The following is a 19,398-nucleotide window of genomic DNA, read 5'->3' as shown; positions in this document are numbered from 1 at the left end:
CCGGCGGGTCAGACGGGTGTGACCGGCCCGGCCGGCAAGGCGGCGAGCAGCATCAGGGCCACGTCGTCCTGCCGGTCCGTATCGTCCTGCCGGTACTCCAGGAGGGTGTCGGCGAGACGTTCCGGACCCACCGGTGGCGCGTCGTTGAGGCGCCGGGCGAGGTCGGCGACGGAGTGCTCCGGATCCGTTCCCGGCGTTTCGACCAGGCCGTCGGTGTACAGGGCCAGCACGGACTGCGGCGGCAGGGTGATCTCCGTGGCGGTGTACCGGGCGCCGGGCTCGATGCCCAGGAGCAGCCCCGGAGGGACGTGCAGCACCGTGGTGTGCCGGTCGGGGTGGCGGAGCAGGGGCGGTGGATGGCCGGCGCCGGCCAGGCACGCCCGCCGTGTCCGCAGGTCGATGTGGACGTACAGGCAGCTGGTGAACAGATCCGGGTCCAGGTCGGCCAGCAGCCGGTTCGTCCGCGCCAGCACCTCGGCGGGGGAGGCCCCGGCGGTCGCATAGGCGCGGACGGCGGTGCGGGCCTGCCCCATGAAGGCGGCGGCGGCCGCGTTGTGGCCCTGTACATCGCCGATGACGGCAGCGATGCTGTCGTCGTCGAGGCGGATCAGATCGTAGAAGTCGCCGCCGATGTCCATACCGCGGGTCGCCGGCAGGTAGCGGGCGGCGACGGCGAAGCCCGGTACGCGGGGCAGGCCGTGCGGCAGCAGGGCGGCCTGCAGATCGTGCGCCAGTTGCTGCTTGGTGTCGTACAGGCGGGCACGGTCGAGGGCCTGGGCGATCAGGCCCGCGAGTGAGGTGAGGACCTGGCGCTCGTCCTGGCTGAACGTACGGGGCCGGGTGTACGAGAGGATGCAGCAGCCCACCGGGCGGCCGGACACGATCAGCGGCAGCACCGCCCGGGCCGCCTTGCCGGTCAGCTGCGGCAGCCCCGGGTATTCGCGTTCCATCTCCTCGCGGGTGGTGTAGAAGCTGGGTTCCCCGGTGGCGAGGGCGTGGACGGCGGGGCTGACGGCGGCGCCGAGGGCGACGCCCTCGAAGGTGGCGACGGCCTCGGCGGAGTAGCCGCGATGGCCGATGGTCCGCAGCCGGCCCGCCTCGGCGGAGTACATGATCATCCCTTGGGCTCCGAACGCCGGCACGATCTGGTCGGCGACGAGATCCACGACGTCCTGGACCCCCACGGCCTCGGTGAGGGCGGCCGCAAGATGCAGCACGTGGTAGATCTGGCCGGCCCGTGCGGGCATGACGTCGGCCGGTGTGGGATACGGCTCCACCGGGCGGTAATCCTTGTCCGAGGGGCTGATCCACACGCTCAGGCCCCTGCCGTCCGGGAACAGCCGGAAGGTCAGCCACTGATCCGGTGGCCGGCAGGCGGTGAACGACATCGGCCGACGGCTGATCACCGCGGCGCGGTAGCGGTCCTCGAAGGCCGGGTCGCGCAGCCACGGCAGGATCTCCCAGGGGCGGGCGCCGAGCAGCCGGGTGTCCCGCTCACCGAGCAGGCTCGCCGCGCCGGTCGTCACCAGGGTGATGCGTCCTTCCAGGTCGAGGGCGCAGCAGCCACCGGGCAGCCGCTCCAGGCAGTCGGCCGCCGCCAGCGCCTCGTGCGGACTCACGTGCCGCGCCGGCGGGATGGTCAGCACCCGCGGCCCATCCGACGGGGGAGCGGAGTGTTCGGGCCGGGGAGCGGGGTGTTCGGGCCGGGGATCGGGGTCTTCGGGCCGGGGGTGTTGCCGCAGCAGCGCCGCCAGGTGCCGGCACGAGGCCTCCATCGCCGTGCGCTCGTCCGCCGCGAGCCGCGGTGCGTGGCCGGCGGGCCACAGCAACAGCAGCGCGCCCCGGGGGCCGGTGGTGGTGCCGACCGGCGCGGCCGCCAGCGAGAACTCATAGGGCACGGCCACCGCGGTACGGGGGAAGTCACGGGACAGCTGCCGCCGGCCGCCGGCCCACACCAGGCGCTGTTCGCGCGAGGCGACGGCGACCGGGATCGGCGCTGCCAGCGCCACCCGGCTCCAGGGCACCAGGAAAGTCGCCGGGAGCCCGCTCATGACGGTCAGCCGCAGCACCGGCTCGTCGTCCGCCAGCACATACAGCGCGCCGGCCGACGCTCCGGTCTCCCGCAGCGCGCACAGCAGCGCCCGCCCCACCGGGTCGGCTCCGGCGCCGCCGGTCATCGCACACCCGCACACAGCTGTCGTGCCATCGAGGCTCACTCCGGCGCGCCGGTCCTCCCCGTGCCGAGACCGTCAGGACGTCTTGGTCATGGCGTCTCTTACGGGACAGTCCCGACGTTACGCCGCCGGGCGGGCCGCGGCACTCGTGACCGATAGTCCGATACCTCCCGGTAATGCCCTGACCAGCCCAAGATGCGGTGAGCTGAGCCCGTATATCATGTAATAGCGTCGCGTAGCAGTGACGCGGGCAGCATGTCGCCTCCGATTCCGGAGAGGGAACATGGCCGCAGATGAAGAGGACGAGGCCGGAGAAACCCGGCGTCCGTCCGGTAAGAAGACCGCCAGGAAGACCGCCAGGAAAACCAGCAGCGTTCGGGCCGGCAGCCGCGAGAGCGAAACGGAGCGCACGGCCCGCCGCGTTTCCGCGCCACGTGCGATGCGGTACGCGGCCGAGCAGCTGGAAGAGCTGCTGGGCCGGGCTCCGGAGGCCGTCTCCTCGGTGAAGCCGACGGAGGACGGCTGGCAGGCGGACGTGGAAGTCCTGGAGCTGGAACGTGTCCCCGCGACCACCAGCGTGATGGCGACCTACCGGGTGGTGCTGGACAAGGAGGGCGAGCTGGTGGCGTACGAACGCACCCGCCGCTACACCCGAGGCCAGATCGACCGGCGTTGAGGCCCCGGTTGCCGTGGCAGAGCAATCGCCAGGCAAATGACACGGCCACTCCGCACCAGACGGGGTAGGCCGGTGAAAGGAGGCACCGTGACTGTGGTGCCGCAAGGCGGAGGACCCGTCGCCACCGGCGGCGGAGGGGGTTCCGGAAATCTCTACGACATCCTCGATCTGATCCTGGACCGCGGGCTGGTCATCGACGTCTTCGTGCGTGTGTCGCTGGTGGGTATCGAAATCCTCAAGATCGATGCCCGCATCGTCGTGGCGAGCGTCGACACCTACCTGCGCTTCGCCGAGGCCTGCAACCGCCTCGACCTGGAGGAGGGACGCAAGGCCCCCTCCCAGCTGACCGACATCGTCGGCGAGGTCACCGAGGGCGGTTCGCACGGCAAGGCCAAGGGCGCGCTGTCCGGGGCCGCGGAAGCGGTGACCGACGCCCTCAAGGGCGGCGGGGACGAGGAGCGCGAAGAGAGGCAAAAGGAGCCCGCCGAGCGGCGCGAGCGCCCGGCTCGCCGGCCGGCCCGGCGCCGAAAGGAATGAGCGATGTCCGTCTACGTGTACTCCATTGTCGCGACCACCCACCCACAACAGCTCGAGGGCCTGGACGGGGTGGGAAAACCGCCGTCCACCCTGCGCACGGTGCAGACCGAACAGCTCTCCGCGGTGGTCAGCGACGCGCCCGAGGAGCTGCGTCCCAAACGCCGCGACCTCGCCGCCCACCAGGCCGTCCAGGAGCGGCTGATGGCCGACGGCACGGTCCTGCCCTTGCAGTTCGGCTTCACGACCACCGACGACGACGCCGTGCGGGACGTGCTGGAGGAGCGTGTGGACGAATTCACCGAGCGGTTGGAGGCGCTGGAGGGCTGCGCCGAATACCACCTGAAGGCCGCCCAGGAGGAGGAGGCGATGCTGCGCCAGATCCTGCGGGAGTCCGATGAAGCCCGTGCGCTCAACGAGGAGATCAGAAGCGGCACCGGAAGCCCGGACCTGCCACTCGCCCTCGGCGAATTGGTCTCCAAGGAGGTGCAGGCACGGCAGGACCGGCTGGCCGGCCAAGTCCTCGATGCGCTGCGCGGGTTCGCCCGGGAGGAAAGCGGGTCCCCGCCGGCCGGGAACGATTTCCTGAGCGTGTCCTTCCTCGTGGAACGGGACAACGAGAAGAGTTTCCTCGCCGCTGAGCAGGAGCTCGCCAAGGAGCTGGGGGAGGACTTCGACCTCCGGCTGCTCGGCCCGCTTCCCGCCTACAGCTTCGTCTAGGGAGGCCTCATGGGCCTGTTGAGCCAGATCGCCACCTTTCCGCTGGCGCCGGTGCGCGGCGTGGCATGGGTCATGGAACGCGCTCTGGAGGCCGCGGAGAACGAGTACTACGACCCCGAACCCATCGAGAAGGAACTCGCCGAGCTGGAACGGGCGCTGCTGGCGGGAGAGATCTCCGAGGAGGCCTTCGACCGGCGCGAGGACGAACTCCTGGACCGGCTGGAGGAGATCAGGGCCCATGCCCAGGGCACCGACACCACCTGACCACGGCGGCCGGCGCGGCGGCGGGACGCGGGATGGCGCACCCGTCGCCACGCCGGGACATGAGGGAATCGAGGTGCAGTGGCCGTGAACGAACCCGTCGCCCGGAGGATGGGTGACTACCCGTCCAGGGCCGGCCCGTACAGCGGCCAGGGCTCCTCGGCCAATCTCGCCGACATCCTGGAGCGGGTCCTGGACAAGGGCATCGTCATCGCGGGCGACATCCAGATCAATCTGCTGGACATCGAACTGCTCACCATCAAGCTGCGCCTGCTGATCGCCTCGGTGGACAAGGCGAAGGAGATGGGCATCGACTGGTGGGAGCACGACCCCTCACTCTCCTCACGCGCCGCCGACGGCCACCACTCGCTCGCGGAGGAGAACAAGCGGCTGCGCGCCGAGATCGCGGCCCTGCGCGAGGGCGCCGAGCTGTCCCCGGCAGAGGAGTACGAGGAAGCCGAGGAGGACGCCGGGGACGAAGCCGGGGAGGCCGATGAGGAGGCCGACGAGGCGGAGGAGTACGAGGAGACAGACCGCCCGGCCGCCCCCCGCCGCCCCGCTCGGCCCACGCGCACGTCGCGCACCAAACGGGCCGCGCCCCGTAGCAAGCGGCGGGACGAGTCATGACGACCGAGACGACCGTCACCTACGCCTACGCCGTCGCGCAGGACCCCGACGGCTCGCTGGAGGACGCCCTGACCGGACTGCCGGGAGTCGCGGACGGGCCGGTGCACCTGGTGCGCGCGGGAGACCACGGCGAGGTGGTGGTCGCCGTGGGCGCCGTACCCGAGCGGGACTTCGAGGAGTCCGCACTGCGCGCGCATCTGGAGGACCTGGACTGGCTGGAGTCGGTGGCCCGCGCCCACCACCGGGTGATCGAGGCGCTGGCCGCCCGCACCACCGTCCTGCCGCTCCGTCTGGCGACGGTGTACCTCGACGACGCGCGGGTGCGGCAGATGCTCGACACCCGTCAGGAGGCGTTCGCCGAGCGGCTGGCCGACCTGGCCGCGCACACGGAGTGGGGCGTCAAGATCTATGTCGAGGCGCCCGCGGCCACCGGCCGGCCCGCAGGGCCGCCCGCGGACGCGGACCTGAGCCCCGGACGGGCCTACCTCAGCCACCGCAAGGCGCAGCGGCACGCCCGAGAGGACGCCTACCGGGACGCCGAAGAGGTCGCCCGGCGCGTCGAGGACGCGGCCCGCGGCCATGCGGTGGACCGGGTCCAGCACCGGGTGCAGCAGGGCGAACTCGCCCGCGGCCCGGGGGAGAACGTCATCAACGACGCCTACCTCGTCCCGCTGGAGCACGGCGAGAGCTTCCGGGCCGAGGTCACCCGGGCGGCGGAGGGAAGCTCCGGGGTGCGCGTCGAGGTCACCGGGCCCTGGGCCCCGTACTCCTTCGCCACGCCCCCCGAAGCCGAACCGCTGAAGCGAGCCGCCCCGTGAGGCCGGCGGGCGGGCCGCCGGCCAGGGCGGACGAGCCCCTGCCGGACCGGCAGATCGCCCTGATCGACCTGCTGGACCGGCTGCTCAGCGGAGGCGTGGTCCTCACCGGAGACATCGTCCTGTCCATCGCCGATATCGACCTCGTACGCGTCTCGCTGCGCGCCCTGATCGTCTCCATCAGCGAACAGAACCCCTCCCCGTGGCGCTCCACCGCGCCCCTGGTACGGGACGACGATGACAGCCGGTGACCGCCGCCCCGGCAGCCGCTTCGACGATGTCGCCGATGCGGCCGCCCGCGCCTTCCAGCTGCTGCCCCCGACACCACAGGACGTCCGGCCCCCGGCCGGGCCGGGACCACGAAGGCCGGCACACCGGGTCAGCGCCGACCCCGACACGGTCGAGCGGGATCTGATCAAGCTCGTCCTCACCCTGGTCGAGCTGCTGCGCCAGCTCATGGAACGCCAGGCCCTGCAACGGGTCGATGCCGGAGACCTCACTGAGGAACAGGAGGAACGCCTGGGAGCGACGCTGATGATCCTCCACGACCGGATGGTGGAACTCTGCGCGCAGTACGACCTTTCGATGCAGGACCTGAATTTGGATCTCGGTCCGCTCGGGACCCTGCTGCCACCCGCTGAATGACCTCGAAGGAGTACACCATGGGTATGGGAAAGAAGGCCAGGAACATCGGCCATATCGTCGAGGGAAAGGCCAAGGAAACGACCGGAAAGGCCCTCGGCAACAAAAGCCTGCAGCGGAGAGGGAGAACGGAACAGGCCATGGGGAAAATGCGGCAGGCAGTGGAAAAGAGGAGGGACACCTTCAAGCGCTGAGGCAGGCCCTGGTGCACGCCCTGACGGCCCGGCCCCGCCGTCACACCTTGGGCAACGGCGGGGCCGGGCCCGGTGACCGGCGCGGCTGCCGGGGCCCGCCCCGGTGCGGCTCAGGGCTGGCGCCGCGCCTGGTCGACGGCCGCGCGGCCGGCCGCGAACTCCCCGTCGGCGGCGCCGGTGCTCAGCTTGCCGCCGGCGCTCTCCAGGTGTGCCCGGACGAACCACTGGAACAGCTCCAGCGACCGCAGATGCTCGATCAGCAGGTCCTGCGTCACCGGATCCGTCTTCTCGGTGGCGGCCACCGCCTCGCGATGGTCCTTGATGATCCCCGAGTAGACGACGTCCAGCGCGCCCAGGTGCTCGATCGCCTGCGCCCGTCCGACGGAGTAGTCCTCCCAGGTCCGCTCGGCGGTCAGGGCGCCCGGCGTACCCGTCGGGGAGCCGCCGAGCGTGGCGATGCGTTCCGCGGTGGCGTCGACCATCGAACGGACGGCCTCGACCTGCGGATCGAGCATTTCGTGGACGGCGATGAAATGCGGCCCCACGACATTCCAGTGCACATGCTTGAGGGTGAGTGCCAGGTCGTTGAGCGCATGCAGGCGGAGCCGCAGCCGCCCGATGACCTCTCCGCCTTCAGCTTCGGTCATGCCGGGAACGGTGTACTCGGGGGAATTGCTCGCTGCCACGGTGAAGTCTCCTTTCACCACAGGTGGGGTCTTCCTGTGGTGAAAATCCGCGTGCCCGGCAACTCCGCCCGAAAACACGCGCCCGCCCCGGGATTTCCCTTTCCCCCGTGCCCGCCTCTGCCTCCGCGGGCGGGCCCCGGACCGCGCGGCCGCACCGGACGCGGTCAGCGCTGGTTGTAGCGGTCGGCCGCCCGTTCGTTGAGGGCGCCGAGCACACTGCGCAACCGCCGGGCCGGCGGCTGCTCCCCGGCCGCGACCGCCCGGCCGTCGACGGTGCCGCGGGCGCCGTCGCGGGGCAGCACCCGGGCGACGGCCGACACCAGCCGGGTGGTGGTCACCGGCGCCAGCCCGTGTGCCCTGGCACCGAGCCTGGCGGCCGGTGTCAGCACGATGCGGGGACGCCGCCGTTGCAGCGCGCGCACGATGCGTTCGGCGGCCCGTTCGGCGTTCATGGACAGCACCGGGGCCCCGGCCAGCGCCGAGAACCAGGCGTACTCCCGGCGCCGGTCCCCGCCGAAGAGGGCATGGAGGTGCGACCCGGTGCGCATCAGGCCGGGGTGGACCGCGGTCACCGTGACGCCGTGCGCGCCCTCCTCGGCGTGCAGCCCCTCGGCCAGCGCGGCCACCGCCGACTTGGCGCAGGAGTACGGCAGCAGATGCGGCACCGCCAGCAGCCCCCCGACGGACCCGATGAGTGCCAGCCGGCCGCCGGCCGGGCTGCGCCGGAGGTGGGGGAGCGCGGCGAGGGCGGTGTTCAGGGCGCCGTGAAAGACGGAGTCCATCGCCTCCCGGAACCCGTCGGGGCCGAGCGCGTCGGCCGGACCGACCTGGATGATGCCGGCGTTGGCGATGACGATGTCCAGCCCGTCGTGGGCCCTGGCGATCTCCGCGAGGCGGTCCTGCAGCGCGGCCCGGTCCCGCACATCGCACACCACCCCGTGCACCGTGCCGCCGCGCCACTGGGCCAGTCTGCCGACGGCCCGGCCGAGTTCGGCCTCGTCCCGGGCCAGCAGCACGACATCACAGCCGCGCCGCAGCAGTTGGCGGGCCAGGAGCAGCCCGAGCCCCCGCGAGCCGCCGGTGACGACGGCGGTGAGCCCTTCGATCGAGGGAGCGGCCGGAAGCACACGCATGACGATTCCTTCCCTTGGGGCCGGCCAACTCAGCCCGCGCCGGGCAGCCGTACCCGGACGGTGCCCTCCCCGTCCACGCTCACCTGGAAGGACGGCTGGGGAGCGGTGGCCGGGCCACGGACATTGGCGCCGTCCGACAGCCGGAAGGTGCTGCCGTGCCACGGGCACACCACGCAGCCCTCGGTGACCGTGCCCTGTGTGAGGGGCCCCGAGAGGTGGCTGCACCGTCCGGCGAGGACATGGATGTGCCCGCCCGCCAGGCGGACCACCAGCAACGGGACCTCGCCCAGCTCCCGGCGCACCGCCTCGCCGACCGGGAAGTCCTCGACCCTGCCGATCGGGTGCCAGCCCTCGTCCAGCAGATGCGGCACCGGCTGCGCCTTGTTGGCACCCGCGGCCTGCCGGTAGGCGAGGTGCCCGCCGAGCATGCCGCCGGTCCCGGCCGCGCACAGCCCCGCGAACCCGAGCACCTTGCCCCGTACCGTGTGGCCGCGGCCGCGATGCACCCAGGACCGCGCGTACAGCCCGACGGCCACGGCGATCGACGCCGCGTGCACCAGTCCCGTGCGCATCTGGTCCTCGTGCTGCTCGGCCCAGTCCACCCAGCCGGCCCACGCCGCCGGTACGGCCGCAAGGATGCCCACCCCCACCAGGAGGCGGGCACCGCGCCGGGTCCCCGGGACGGCGTCCAGCACCGCGGCGGACAGCCAGGCGCCCAGGGGTACCTGTACCAGGGCGGGATGCAGCGGATGGCCGATCGGCAGGCCGTGCAGCACATCGCGGCAGCGGCCCAGGGGCAGGCCGCGCACCACCCGCCGCAACGGGCCGGTCAGCGCATCCAGCTTCTCCAGGCGGCCCAGTGCGTCCAGGGACGCCACACAGGTTTCCGCGGCCCGGGCGGCGGCCCCGGTTGCCGCGGCCCCTGTTGCGGTGGCGCCGCCCGCCGCGAGAGCCGTGAAGGACGCCGCTCTCATTCCTCTTCCTCCCCTTCGTCTTCCTCCTCCTCGTCGAGGTTGTCCTCGTCCTCGTACTCCTCGTCGGGCTCTTCCTCTTCCTCCTCGTCGCCCTCTTCGCCTTCGGCCTCCTCGTCCTCGTACTCCTCCTCGCCGTCCTCGTCCTCGTAGCCCTCGGCCTCTTCGTCTTCGGTCTCTTCGCCCTCGGCCTCTTCTTCCTCGATGGCCTCTTCATGGCTCCGAACGACCTCGCCGTCGCGGATTTCCCCGCGCCAGCCCTCGGGCTCCTCGTCGGTAAGGGTGACGTAGCGCTGGAAGTGCTTGAAGTCCAGGCGCAGCCGGCGTCCCTGGGCCCGCCAGATGTTCGCGGTCTTCTCGAAGAATCCGGAGGCGTAGTACTCGACGACCAGCACAATGCGGGTCAGGTTGGGCCCCAGTTCGTGAAAACTGACGGCACCCCGGGTCGATCCCTTGGCGCCCTCCGAGGTCCAGATGATGCGTTCGTCGGGCACCTGCTCCTGGACCGTCGCTTTCCAGCCCCGGGTCGAGAAGGCGACCTTGGCCTTCCAGTCACTGGTCGTCTCGTCGTGCAGCGACACATTGCGGACACCCTTGGTGAAGCCGCTGAACTTCTCGTACTGCGTCCAGTGGTCGTAGGCGAAGCGCAGGGGCACCCCGATATCCAGGACTTCGATGATATTGGTGACCTTCTTGTCCCCCGATTTGCGTTTCTTGCTGCCGAAGAGGCCCTTGGCCTTGTCCACCACGGTGTCCTTGACGTTCGCCGCGGTCCCCTTCATGGCGGCTTTGACGGGGGAGTCGCCGCCGAGGAGATTGCCCGCGATCTTGGACAGCGATCCGCCGTTCTCGGCGACATCGGTGAGCTGGTCCGTCACATCCATCAATTTGTCGCCGGCCCGCTCGGCCAGATTCCCCACCCATTTCGTGGCGTAGTCGCCGAGTTCACTGCGCAGTCGATCGATTCCCGAGTCCGCGTTGTCCCGTCCCGTCTTGGCCATGACCGGTTACCTCCGGCGCTCGGTGCGCGATGATGTCTTCTTGGCGGTCTTCTTCGCAGCGGGGGCTGCCTTCTTTCCTGCGGCAGTCTTCTTCGCAGTGGCTTTCTTGGCGGGCGCCGCTTTCTTCGCGGCGGTCTTCTTGGCTGCCGTCTTCTTCGCCGCGGTCTTCTGTGCCGCGGCCTTCTTCGCCGGAGCCGTCTTCTTGGCCGGGGCCTTCCCGGCGGTCTTCTTCGCCGCCGTCTTCTTGGCTGCCGTCTTCTTGGCCGCCGTTTTCTTCGCGGCGGTCTTTTTCGCGGGTGCCGTCTTCTTGGCGGCCGTCCGTCCCGCGGCAGCCTTCGTCGCGGCCGTCTTCTTGGCCGCGGTCTTCCCGGCGGACTTCTTGGCCGGCGGCCGCTGTGCGCCCTTCTTCGCCGGGGCGCCCCGTTTCGCCTCCGACGCACGCTTCCGGGGCTCCGGCTTCGCGGCGGCCCGCGGGGTGCGCCGGGCCGGCCGCTCCTCGGGCTCTTCCTCCGGCTCCTCTTCCTCCTCTTCCTCCTCTTCCTCCTCTTCTTCCTCGCCCTCGTACTCCTCCTCCGGCTCCTCCTCCGGCTCCTCCTCTTCCTCGTGCTCGTCCTCCTCGTACTCGCCTTCGGGCTCCTCGCCCTCTTCTTCCTCGTCGTACGCGTCCTCCCCCTCGTCCCCCTCCTCCTCTTCCTCCTCCGGCTCCAGCCCGATGCCATCGAGCTGGAGAGACCGTTCGTGGAGAGTGTCGGCGAGCGTCGTCAGGCGGCGGTTGGCGGCCGTCGTCAAGGCCTTCCGGCCGGCGTCCATCACTTCCCCGCGCAGTTGGTCACCCAGCTCCGCGACCTGGGGGATCTCGCCGAGCTTGCGCATCCCCTGGACCACGAGCTGGCGTGGTTCAAGCCCGAATTGGCGTCCGGCGATATAGGACGCCACGGTGAGCGCGAACCGGCCCTTCTTCGTACGGCCCAGCACATAACCGCCGGCAAGTGCGGCGGCCAGCAGGACCTTGGACGTGTCATTCATGGGTGCGACACCCTCTCCCGGACTTGCGGCGGATCGGCGTTCGTGCAAGGGCCGCCGCCACGGTGCGGCACGGTTCTGCCCCTGTCTCCAGAGTGATCGGTGTCCGCACCGGCGCATCTCGAACGGTCCGAAAGGCTCCGTGCGGTCACCCTGAGGAGGCGTCCGGTCCTGCTGCGTGGCGAGGCGTACGGGGGCACGGCGCACAGCGGCGGCGGCGTCACGGCAGGTGTGCGGGCGCCGGGCAACCGACCTACGCTCGGACTATGCGGGGAACACGCCGTGCGCCGTCTTGTATGGGAGTAGGGGGAGCGCGGTGTGTTCGCCGGCGCCGGGCGTCGGTGCGCCTGTCGGCGGTGGCCGCGTTGGCGGCGCTGCTCGCCGGGTTCGCGGGAACCCCGGCCGCCGCGGCAGCCGATGATCCGGACTTGACGTCCTTCTACCAGCAGAAACTGTCCTGGGCGCCCTGCGGCAAGGATCTGCAGCACGGTGCGCGGAGTGACGGCACCGGTCAGCCACCCGGCTTCCGCAAGCGGCTGGAGTGCGCCCGGCTGAGGGTCCCACAGGACTACCGCAACCCCGGACAGCACACGATGCAGGTCCAGCTGATCCGGCTGAAGGCGACCGGGCCCGGCAAACGGATCGGCTCCCTGGTGCTCAACCCCGGCGGACCGGGTGCTTCCGGCGTCAACTACCTGACCGACAGCGGGAGCGCCTTCGCCCGGCTGGGGCAGCGCTACGACCTCGTGAGCTTCGATCCGCGCGGCACCCGCCATACCGACCCGGTCTCCTGCGGCAGCAAGCTCGCGCCACCCGGCAAGGGCGCCGACGACAGCCTTGCCGCGAAGGAGAAGCGCATCAACGACGCCTGCGGCCGCTACTCCGGTGGGCTGCTGCGGTGGGTCGGCACCCCTGATGTCGCCCGGGACATGGACGTCCTGCGCGCCGCGGTCCACGACGACAAGCTCAACTACCTGGGGTTCTCGTACGGCACCAGGCTCGGGGCGGTCTACGCCCACGAGTTCCCGCACAAGGTCGGCCGGATGGTCCTGGACAGCGTCGAGGACCCGACCAAGAACCAGTGGCAGACCGCGCTGTCCCAGGCCCGGGGGTTCCAGCGGGCGCTGGACGACTTCGCCGCCGACTGCGTCCACCGGCCGGACTGCGCGCTGGGCACCGATGAGCACAAGGCGCAGGATCAACTGCGCGCTTGGTACCGGGAGTTGGGCGAGCAGCCGATGAAGGCGAAGGGGGAGACGGTGGATGAGACCACCTATGTGTACGCCTTGCGTGAGGCCCTGTACAGCAGGAGCGACTGGCCGGCGCTGCGGCAGGCCCTGTCGCAGCTGCGGACCGGAGACGCCTCGGGGATCCTCCGCCTGAGTGACGCGGGGGGCAGCAGCGCCGCCCGTGCCCCCGGCGTCCCGGCACGGCGGGTCGGCCAGGACGACCTGCCGTCACAGGATCAGCTGGCCCTGCGGGCGATCTCCTGCCGGGACACCACGGAACGCTACGGTGAGCGCGATTACCCCCGGGCGGAGCGCGAACTCACCAAGGCCTCCCCGCTCTTCGGCCCGGACATCGCCCCGACCCTGCTGGACTGCTACTCCTGGCCCGTTGCGGGCGACGACGCCTCCCGGGACGTCGCGGCGCCCGATGCGCCGCCGATTCTGCTCGTCGCGACCACCAACGATCCGGCGACCCCCTACCAGGGTGCCTTCAACATGGCCCGTGAGCTGGGCAATTCCAGCACCGTGCTGACCTTCCGCGGGGAGGGGCACGCCGCCTACACCACCGGCGACCCCTGCGTGCAACGCCATGTGGACGACTTCCTGCTGGACGGCACGCTGCCGAAGGGGAAGATCTCCTGCGGCTGAGGGCCGTACCGGTGAAGAGCCGTCCCGGTGAAGGGCCGTGCCGGTCTGTACCGGTGACGGACCGTACCGGCGGCGGTGAAGCGACCCTCCGTCCCGGCTACCTGTAGTAGCGGTTGTCCTCGACGTCGACGACGGGCGCGCCGGGGGACGGCGGCTGGGTACGCCGCCGCTTCAGGATGCTCACATACGTGGCGATGCCGATGATGCCGACGATCATCATGATGATCCCCACCAGGTCGACGTTGATTCCCGCTATGTGCCAGTCCACCGCGAACGTGAGGATGGCCCCCACCGCGAGCAGACCGATGCACCCGCCGATACCCATGGCGTCAGCCTCCCTAACTGTCCGGCCGGTAAGGCCTGTTGAGGGAGCGCGTACCCCGGGGCGGTTGCCTTATGTGCGCTGCGGGGCGGGGCGGCGGTGGTCCGCTCCGGGAGCGGGGCTCAGCCGGCCCGCCGCCCGCCCCCGCTCGCGCTCTTCTTCGCCGGGGCCGCCTTCTTGGTAGGGGTCTTCTTGGTCGCGGCGGTCTTGGTCGCCGCGGTCTTGGTGGCGGCGGACTTCTTCGCCGCCGTCTTCTTCGCCGCCGTCTTCTGCGCCGCTGCCTTTTTCGTCGTGCTCTTCTTCGTGGTGCGGCCCGAACCGGCGCGTCCGCCCGACGAGCCCCCGGCACCCTCGTCCTCGTCCTCGCCTCGGGACCTCCTGGCCGCGCGGACGCTGTCCTGGAGGGCCGCCATCAGGTCCATCACCTGCCCGGTCGGCTGCTCCTCGCCGGCCGGGAACTCCGGCTCGCGATGCGCCAGCTTCGCCGCCACGATCTCTTCGAGCGCTTCACGGTAGTGATCGTGCACGTCGTCCTCCGACAACTCGCCGAAGGAATCCATCAGCGTCTCGGCGGCCGCCACCTCGGCCGGGGCGACCTCCGTCTGCCGCTCGGGCAGCACCCCGTCCAGCGAGCGGATCTGGTGCGGCCACAGCAGCACCTGCATGACCAGCGCACCCTCCACCGGGCGGATCATGGCCAGCGTCTCCCGCCCGTGCAGGGCGATCTTGCCGAGCCCGACGCGCTGATGCCGCTCCATCGCCTCGCGCAGCAGGGCGTAGGGCTTGGCCGCGGCGGGGCTGTCGATCCCCAGGTAGTACCCCTTGCCCATCTGCAGCGGGTCGATGTCACCGCCGGCGACGAAGGCCAGGATCGTCAGCGTCTTCGCGGTCGGCAGCGGCAGTGCGTCCAGATCGTCGTCGCTCAGCGGTACGACGGTGTCGCCGCCCTCGGGCTTGTAGCCCCGGCCGATCTCGTCCGGGGTGATCTCGACGCCTTCCAGCGAGCAGACGGGCTGATTGCGCACCCGGCCGCCGTCCGCCGTATGGATGCGCACAAAGCTGACCGACGTGGAGCTGTCCGTGGCGTTGTACGCGGCGACCGGGATCGTGACCAGGCCGAAGCTGATGGAGAACTTCGCCGTGGGGCGCATGAGGGCCGCCTTCATCGGAGCCATTCGGCACCATGCTAGGCGGGGCGGACGAAGGGTACATCCCAGGCACATCCGGATGCATCCATCCGGCGGCGGCCCGTCCCGTGCCCCGGCCCCCGGCGGTGTGCTCGGACAGCTTCCGTCGCCGGATACCTCCCGGCGCCGGATACCTCCCGCTGCCCGGCCCCTCCGCGCCCGGCTGCCTCCCGCCCGCTCAGGAGGACGCGGCCGCGACCCGCCCGCTGTGGACCGCCTCCCCGAGCGCCTGGTGATCGAGTTCGTTGCGGTCCGCGTAGCGCTCCGCGAACCGCGCCAGCGCCTCCTCGAAGACCGTGCCGCTGCCGAGATAGGCACCGATCGCGATCCGGTCGCCGGACCTGGCGTGCGCGCGGGCCAGGGTGGCCCCGCAGCGTACGGCGAACCGCCGCATACCCGTCGGCACCATCGCATCCGTCGGCATGATGCCCTTCCAGTCACGCAACTGGCGTACGTAGAAGTCGCGTGGGCGCCCGTCGATGCCGGTGGTCCGCGCCCAGCCGAGGAAGATGTCGCCGGCGGCCTGCATCAGCCGCTGGCCGGCCGCCACGCGTTCGCCCTGATGGGGGTAGAGGCTCGGCCCGGCGTAGGCGGCGAGCACGGAATCGTCGGCCTCCTTGGCCTGCAGCAGCAGCGGGTCGTCCGTGTCCTTGCCGAGCAGCAGCACGATCCAGCAACGGGTGCCCACACTGCCGACACCGACGACCTTGCGCGCCACGTCGACGACCCGGTACTGCTCCAGCAGCCGCCGGTGATCCGAACGCAGCGTGCGGCCGTAGTCCTGGACCAGCCCGCGGATCTGGTCCGTCAGCTGGTCGCGTTCGACATCCGGCAGCAGATCGGCCAGCGGCACGATCAGCGGCGGGTCGGCGGCGAACCGCACCTGGCCGCCGCTCCTCCGGGTCAGCTTGCGATACGCCTGCACGGTGTCGTGCGTACGGGCCTCCGCGATGGCGCGGGCCAGCCCCGCCCGGCCTCTGCTGCGCAGCTCATGCGCTTCCTCGGCCTCCACCTCGGCCATATCGGCATGGGCGTACCAGACCTCCAGGGTGCGCATCTCCGCGTAGCGGCGCATCTGTTCGCGGTAGGACGCGCCGGCGGCCCGGACGATGCCATTCCGTACCTTCTCGGGGAAGCCGTTCCCGCGTCCCGCGATGGCGAAGCTGGCCGCCAGCCGTTTGACGTCCCACTCCCACGGACCGGGCAGGGTCTCGTCGAAGTCGTTGATGTCGAACATCAGATGGCGTTCGGGGGAGGCCAGCAGCCGGAAATTCAGCAGATGGGCGTCCCCGCAGAGCTGGGTCCGCAGCCCCGTGGACGGCGTCGTGGCCAGGTCCGCCGCCATGATGGCGGCGGCCCCGCGGTAGAAGCGGAAGGGCGACTCCAGCATCCGCCCGTAGCGCAGGGGCACCAACTCCGGTACCCGCAGGGCCGACTGCCGTTCGATGATGTCCACCGGATCGGCACGGGAAGCCGAGGGGCTGAACTCCGCATGACACGAGCGGGGCACTTCGGAGCGAAGTGCCCTGCCCTGTTCCGCGCGTTCCTGCGGGGTGGGTACGGAGGCCATGGCCGGGGCCGGATTCCGGTGGTTCAGGTCACCGGGCGGCCGCGGCGCGATGGTGGTTGTCCGTACACAGCGCCCAGATGATGAAGATGTCGATGGCGACCAGCACGATGGCCCAGAACGGGTAGTGGGGGATCCACAGGAAGTTCGCCAGCGCGCCGAGGCCCGCCAGGATGACACCGATCACCCGCGCCCACATCGCCCCGGTGGCGAGCAGTGCGACACCCGCGAGGAGGATGATGATGCCGAGGATGAGGTGGATCCAGCCCCAGCCCGTGAGGCTGAAGGAGAACACGTAGTTCCGCGTGGTGACGAAGAGGTGGTCCTGCGCGATGGCGGAGATGCCCTCCAGGAAGGCCATGGCGCCACCGAAGATCATCAGTACTGCGGCGAACGCTGTCCATCCGCTCACGCTCTGCTTCTGCGTGGCCATGGGTCACTCCTCACTTGAGAAACCTGGCCGTCCGAAACGGACCTGCCGACCGTCGATACAGCAAAACCACGTTTACACAGGTACCGATCAGCCGCATGTCAGGGATGTTCGAAGGCCTGGAGCACCCCGGCCACCGCAAAGCACAGCGCTCCCGTGAGGGTCCCCCAATTGGCGACACCGACGCTGACCAGGCTGTCGGTCTCCGGCCGGGTGAATGCGGCCACCGCGGACACCATGAAGAGCACGGAGCCGAGCTGATTGACCGCGACGATCCACCAGCCGAGGCTGCGCCGGTGGAGGCACAGCAGGCGATGGCAGCCCTCGACGACCGCCAGCTGCCCGGAAATCAGGAACAGCAGGCAGCCGATCATGTCGGGCGCCCAGACCAGCCGGTTCATCTGCTGGGCCGTGAGCCCCTGCAGAAACGAATCCAGCAGATTGATGCCGAACACCAGCGTCCCGGCGAACAGCAGGAAGGTGGTCAGCCAGTCGATCCGGCCCGGTTCGTAGCTCCACCAGCGGAAACGGTGCGTGGTCAGCGCTCCCGCCGTACTCTCCCGGCGCGGTGCGTTGATGGCCTGCACGAGTGAGGCATAGCCGCCGAGGGTGAAGAACACGCCACCGACGAAGTAGATCGTGGCGGTCACGGTCGGCCGCTCGGAGCTGAACTGGGCGAGTGCCGCACCGAGGGCGAACAGCGCCCCGCCGAGAAGGAAGGAGACCGCGGCGATGCTGTTGAGCCTGCGCAGCCGGACCAGTGCCGGGGCGTCGGCGCGCCGCGCACTGGTGCGAGTGGCCCCGGCGGGCCGCACCGCGAGCGTCCCGCGCTTGCGGGCCGCCCGCGACTCCCAGATGGCGGTGCCGCCTGCCGCGAGGCGCCAGGTCAGCCGGGTGGTGAACGGTCCCGCACCCTCGGCGCGCTCCTCAAAATGGCCCACCTGCCGAGCCTAACGATCCCGTACGGGAATGCCGGTAGGGCCTCGTCAGGTCTTCGTGCCGGTGCCCGGGGCGGGAACCGGACCGGGCGCGGGGCCCGGCTCCGGTCCCGGTGTCGGCGGCGCGGGGTGTGGCGGGACCGGGTCCGGTTCGGGCTCCGGCACCGGCGGGGGCACCGGATCGGGCCCCGGGGCGGGGACGGGGCCGGGCGCCGGGCCCGGGGTGGGTCCTGGCGGTCCGGGCCCCGGGCCCGGTGTGGGCGGTACCGGATCCGGATGGGCGGGCCCTGGCGGTCCTGGTGGCTGTCGCACCGTCATGTGCTCCTCACGCGTCTCTCCTCGGCGGGCGGGTGGGCGCCGCACACGCGCTCCGCGCGGCATGCTGCTCTCCTTGCCGGTCCTGCGCCGACCATGCGAAGCGGTCCCCACGAGCGGCGCTCGTGCGAAGCGCTCCCCACGGACCGCGACCATGCGAAGCGCTGCCCACGGTCCCGGCTGCCCGGCCTACGTCCCCACTCTGCGACGGCGGAGGGCGCTCGGCGAGGCGGGAAGCGAACGGGCGCAGCGCCGCGTACCCCGTCACCCGGACGCGCGAGCGTACGACGGCCGGGAGTGGGTAACCCCGCCGCATGAACGCCACGGACTCCGGCACGCGCGCGAACCCGGCCAAGGAAACGGCCGCGGACACGGACACGGTGCGTGCGGGCCGGCGCACGGTGGAGATCCACCGGCCGGACAAGGTGCTGTTCCCTGACGACGGTCTGACCAAGGCCGATGTCGTCGGCTACTACCGCCGGGTGGCCGCATCGATGCTCCCGCAGCTGCGGGGGCGTCCGCTGATGCTGGAGCGGCTTCCGGAGGGCCTGGGCGGCCCGCAGTTCATGCAGAAGGACACCCCGGACCACTACCCCGACTGGATCCGGCGGGCGCGGGTCGCCAAGGAGGGCGGCAGCGTCACCCATACCGTCTGCGACGACAAGGCGACCCTCCTCTTCCTCGCCGACCAGGCATGTCTCACCTTCCACCGCTGGCTGTCGCGAGCCGGCCGGCCCGGCCATCCGGACCGGCTGGTGTTCGACCTGGACCCGCCCGGCCCGGACTTCGAGGCCGTACGGGAGGCGGCCCGGCAGCTCTGCGCACTGCTCGATGAGCTCGGCCTGCCGTCCTTCCTGATGACCACCGGGTCGAAGGGACTGCATGTCACCGTCCCGCTGGACGGCACCGGTGACTTCGACGCGGTACGCGGCTTCGCCCAGGAGGTGGCGCAGGTGCTGGCAGAGCGTCATCCGGACCGCCTGACCACCGCCGTACGCAAGAAGTCCCGCGGCGACCGGCTCTACCTCGATGTGCAGCGCAATGCCTATGCGCAGACGGCCGTCGCCCCGTGGTCGCTGCGGCCCCGGCCGGGCGCCCCGGTCGCCGCGCCGATCAGCCGGAAGCAGCTCGATGACCCCCAACTCACGGCGCAGAGCTGGTCGTTGAGGGATGTCGCCGGCGTTCTGGAGCAGGCGGGGTCGCGGCCGTGGTCCGGGGTGCCGGCCCGTGGGCGTTCGCTGAATCCGGCACGGAGGCGGCTGAACGCCTTGCGGTGAGGGGGTGGGGTGGATGGTGAGCGGGGCC

Annotated in this window: 22 protein-coding genes; 11 read left to right on the top strand and 11 right to left on the bottom strand. The window is 71.1% G+C overall.

The window, feature by feature from the left end:
* Positions 1-8: 8 nt before the first annotated feature.
* On the bottom strand, positions 9-2,177 hold the full coding sequence (locus CFW40_RS04505; RefSeq protein ID WP_088796566.1) for a SpoIIE family protein phosphatase: 2,169 nt from the start codon (positions 2,175-2,177) through the stop codon (positions 9-11).
* Positions 2,178-2,457: 280 nt separating this feature from the next.
* Between CFW40_RS04505 and CFW40_RS04500 the strand changes: the two genes are divergently transcribed.
* From CFW40_RS04500 to CFW40_RS04460, 9 genes are all read left to right on the top strand, one after another.
* Complete coding sequence (locus CFW40_RS04500) at positions 2,458-2,850, top strand: gas vesicle protein (RefSeq protein ID WP_088796565.1); 393 nt, start codon at positions 2,458-2,460, stop codon at positions 2,848-2,850.
* A gap of 87 nt (positions 2,851-2,937) precedes the next feature.
* Positions 2,938-3,387, top strand: a complete 450-nt coding sequence (locus CFW40_RS04495; RefSeq protein ID WP_088796564.1) for a gas vesicle structural protein GvpA — start codon at positions 2,938-2,940, stop codon at positions 3,385-3,387.
* Between the two features lie 3 nt (positions 3,388-3,390).
* On the top strand, positions 3,391-4,104 hold the full coding sequence (locus CFW40_RS04490) for a GvpL/GvpF family gas vesicle protein (RefSeq protein ID WP_088796563.1): 714 nt from the start codon (positions 3,391-3,393) through the stop codon (positions 4,102-4,104).
* 9 nt (positions 4,105-4,113) lie between these two features.
* Positions 4,114-4,368 carry a gas vesicle protein GvpG gene (locus CFW40_RS04485; protein WP_088796562.1) on the top strand — a complete coding sequence of 85 codons (255 nt, stop codon included), beginning with the start codon at positions 4,114-4,116 and terminating at the stop codon, positions 4,366-4,368.
* An 84-nt stretch (positions 4,369-4,452) separates the two neighbouring features.
* Positions 4,453-4,992: a gas vesicle protein gene (locus tag CFW40_RS04480; RefSeq protein ID WP_371127158.1), complete on the top strand. Its 540-nt coding sequence runs from the start codon at positions 4,453-4,455 to the stop codon at positions 4,990-4,992.
* A complete protein-coding gene (locus tag CFW40_RS04475; RefSeq protein WP_088796561.1) occupies positions 4,989-5,810 on the top strand; it encodes a GvpL/GvpF family gas vesicle protein in 822 nt (273 codons plus the stop codon). Before CFW40_RS04480 ends, CFW40_RS04475 begins: the two co-directional genes overlap by 4 nt.
* Complete coding sequence (locus CFW40_RS04470) at positions 5,807-6,058, top strand: gas vesicle protein (RefSeq protein WP_088796560.1); 252 nt, start codon at positions 5,807-5,809, stop codon at positions 6,056-6,058. The genes CFW40_RS04475 and CFW40_RS04470 overlap by 4 nt, the downstream gene beginning before the upstream one ends.
* Positions 6,045-6,452, top strand: coding sequence for a gas vesicle protein K (locus tag CFW40_RS04465; RefSeq protein ID WP_088796559.1), 408 nt, complete (start codon positions 6,045-6,047; stop codon positions 6,450-6,452). Before CFW40_RS04470 ends, CFW40_RS04465 begins: the two co-directional genes overlap by 14 nt.
* 17 nt (positions 6,453-6,469) lie before the next feature.
* Entirely contained in the window at positions 6,470-6,643 is a 174-nt protein-coding gene (locus CFW40_RS04460) for a CsbD family protein (protein WP_088796558.1), read from the top strand.
* A 110-nt stretch (positions 6,644-6,753) separates the two neighbouring features.
* Here CFW40_RS04460 and CFW40_RS04455 read toward each other — a convergent pair whose 3' ends face one another.
* The 5 genes from CFW40_RS04455 to CFW40_RS36025 all read right to left on the bottom strand — a co-directional run bounded on the left by CFW40_RS04455 (position 6,754) and on the right by CFW40_RS36025 (position 11,460).
* Positions 6,754-7,290 carry a Dps family protein gene (locus CFW40_RS04455; protein WP_088801903.1) on the bottom strand — a complete coding sequence of 179 codons (537 nt, stop codon included), beginning with the start codon at positions 7,288-7,290 and terminating at the stop codon, positions 6,754-6,756.
* Between the two features lie 203 nt (positions 7,291-7,493).
* Positions 7,494-8,462 (bottom strand): SDR family oxidoreductase, encoded by a 969-nt coding sequence (locus CFW40_RS04450; protein WP_088796557.1) that lies wholly within the window; start codon positions 8,460-8,462, stop codon positions 7,494-7,496.
* 29 nt (positions 8,463-8,491) lie between these two features.
* Positions 8,492-9,436, bottom strand: coding sequence for a Rieske (2Fe-2S) protein (locus CFW40_RS04445; protein WP_088796556.1), 945 nt, complete (start codon positions 9,434-9,436; stop codon positions 8,492-8,494).
* Positions 9,433-10,434: an SRPBCC family protein gene (locus tag CFW40_RS04440; protein WP_088796555.1), complete on the bottom strand. Its 1,002-nt coding sequence runs from the start codon at positions 10,432-10,434 to the stop codon at positions 9,433-9,435. Before CFW40_RS04440 ends, CFW40_RS04445 begins: the two co-directional genes overlap by 4 nt.
* A gap of 6 nt (positions 10,435-10,440) precedes the next feature.
* The gene (locus CFW40_RS36025) at positions 10,441-11,460 is read right to left on the bottom strand and encodes a histone H1-like repetitive region-containing protein (protein WP_107446757.1); all 1,020 of its coding nucleotides are present in this window, start codon (positions 11,458-11,460) and stop codon (positions 10,441-10,443) included.
* A gap of 353 nt (positions 11,461-11,813) precedes the next feature.
* Here CFW40_RS36025 and CFW40_RS04430 point away from each other — a divergent pair, with 353 nt between their 5' ends.
* Complete coding sequence (locus CFW40_RS04430) at positions 11,814-13,334, top strand: alpha/beta hydrolase (protein ID WP_256331604.1); 1,521 nt, start codon at positions 11,814-11,816, stop codon at positions 13,332-13,334.
* A 97-nt stretch (positions 13,335-13,431) separates the two neighbouring features.
* On the opposite strand, the gene CFW40_RS04425 is transcribed toward CFW40_RS04430, so the two are convergent.
* The 5 genes from CFW40_RS04425 to CFW40_RS04405 form a co-directional block, all read right to left on the bottom strand.
* The gene (locus CFW40_RS04425) at positions 13,432-13,659 is read right to left on the bottom strand and encodes a DUF6458 family protein (protein ID WP_088796553.1); all 228 of its coding nucleotides are present in this window, start codon (positions 13,657-13,659) and stop codon (positions 13,432-13,434) included.
* Positions 13,660-13,778: 119 nt separating this feature from the next.
* On the bottom strand, positions 13,779-14,807 hold the full coding sequence (locus CFW40_RS04420; protein WP_088801902.1) for a Ku protein: 1,029 nt from the start codon (positions 14,805-14,807) through the stop codon (positions 13,779-13,781).
* Between the two features lie 214 nt (positions 14,808-15,021).
* Positions 15,022-16,413, bottom strand: coding sequence for a DUF2252 domain-containing protein (locus CFW40_RS04415; RefSeq protein WP_088796552.1), 1,392 nt, complete (start codon positions 16,411-16,413; stop codon positions 15,022-15,024).
* A gap of 28 nt (positions 16,414-16,441) precedes the next feature.
* Complete coding sequence (locus CFW40_RS04410) at positions 16,442-16,843, bottom strand: hypothetical protein (RefSeq protein WP_088796551.1); 402 nt, start codon at positions 16,841-16,843, stop codon at positions 16,442-16,444.
* Positions 16,844-16,941: 98 nt separating this feature from the next.
* A complete protein-coding gene (locus CFW40_RS04405) occupies positions 16,942-17,781 on the bottom strand; it encodes a hypothetical protein (RefSeq protein WP_088796550.1) in 840 nt (279 codons plus the stop codon).
* 626 nt (positions 17,782-18,407) lie between these two features.
* Here CFW40_RS04405 and ligD point away from each other — a divergent pair.
* The gene (ligD, locus tag CFW40_RS04400; RefSeq protein ID WP_088796549.1) at positions 18,408-19,370 is read left to right on the top strand and encodes a non-homologous end-joining DNA ligase; all 963 of its coding nucleotides are present in this window, start codon (positions 18,408-18,410) and stop codon (positions 19,368-19,370) included.
* Positions 19,371-19,398: the final 28 nt, after the last annotated feature.

Origin of the sequence: Streptomyces sp. 2114.4 (assembly GCF_900187385.1) — a bacterium.
In the GTDB taxonomy this organism is placed as follows: domain Bacteria; phylum Actinomycetota; class Actinomycetes; order Streptomycetales; family Streptomycetaceae; genus Streptomyces; species Streptomyces mooreae.
Note: the sequence above shows the minus strand (reverse complement) of the source record. Positions and strands in the feature narration are given on the sequence as shown.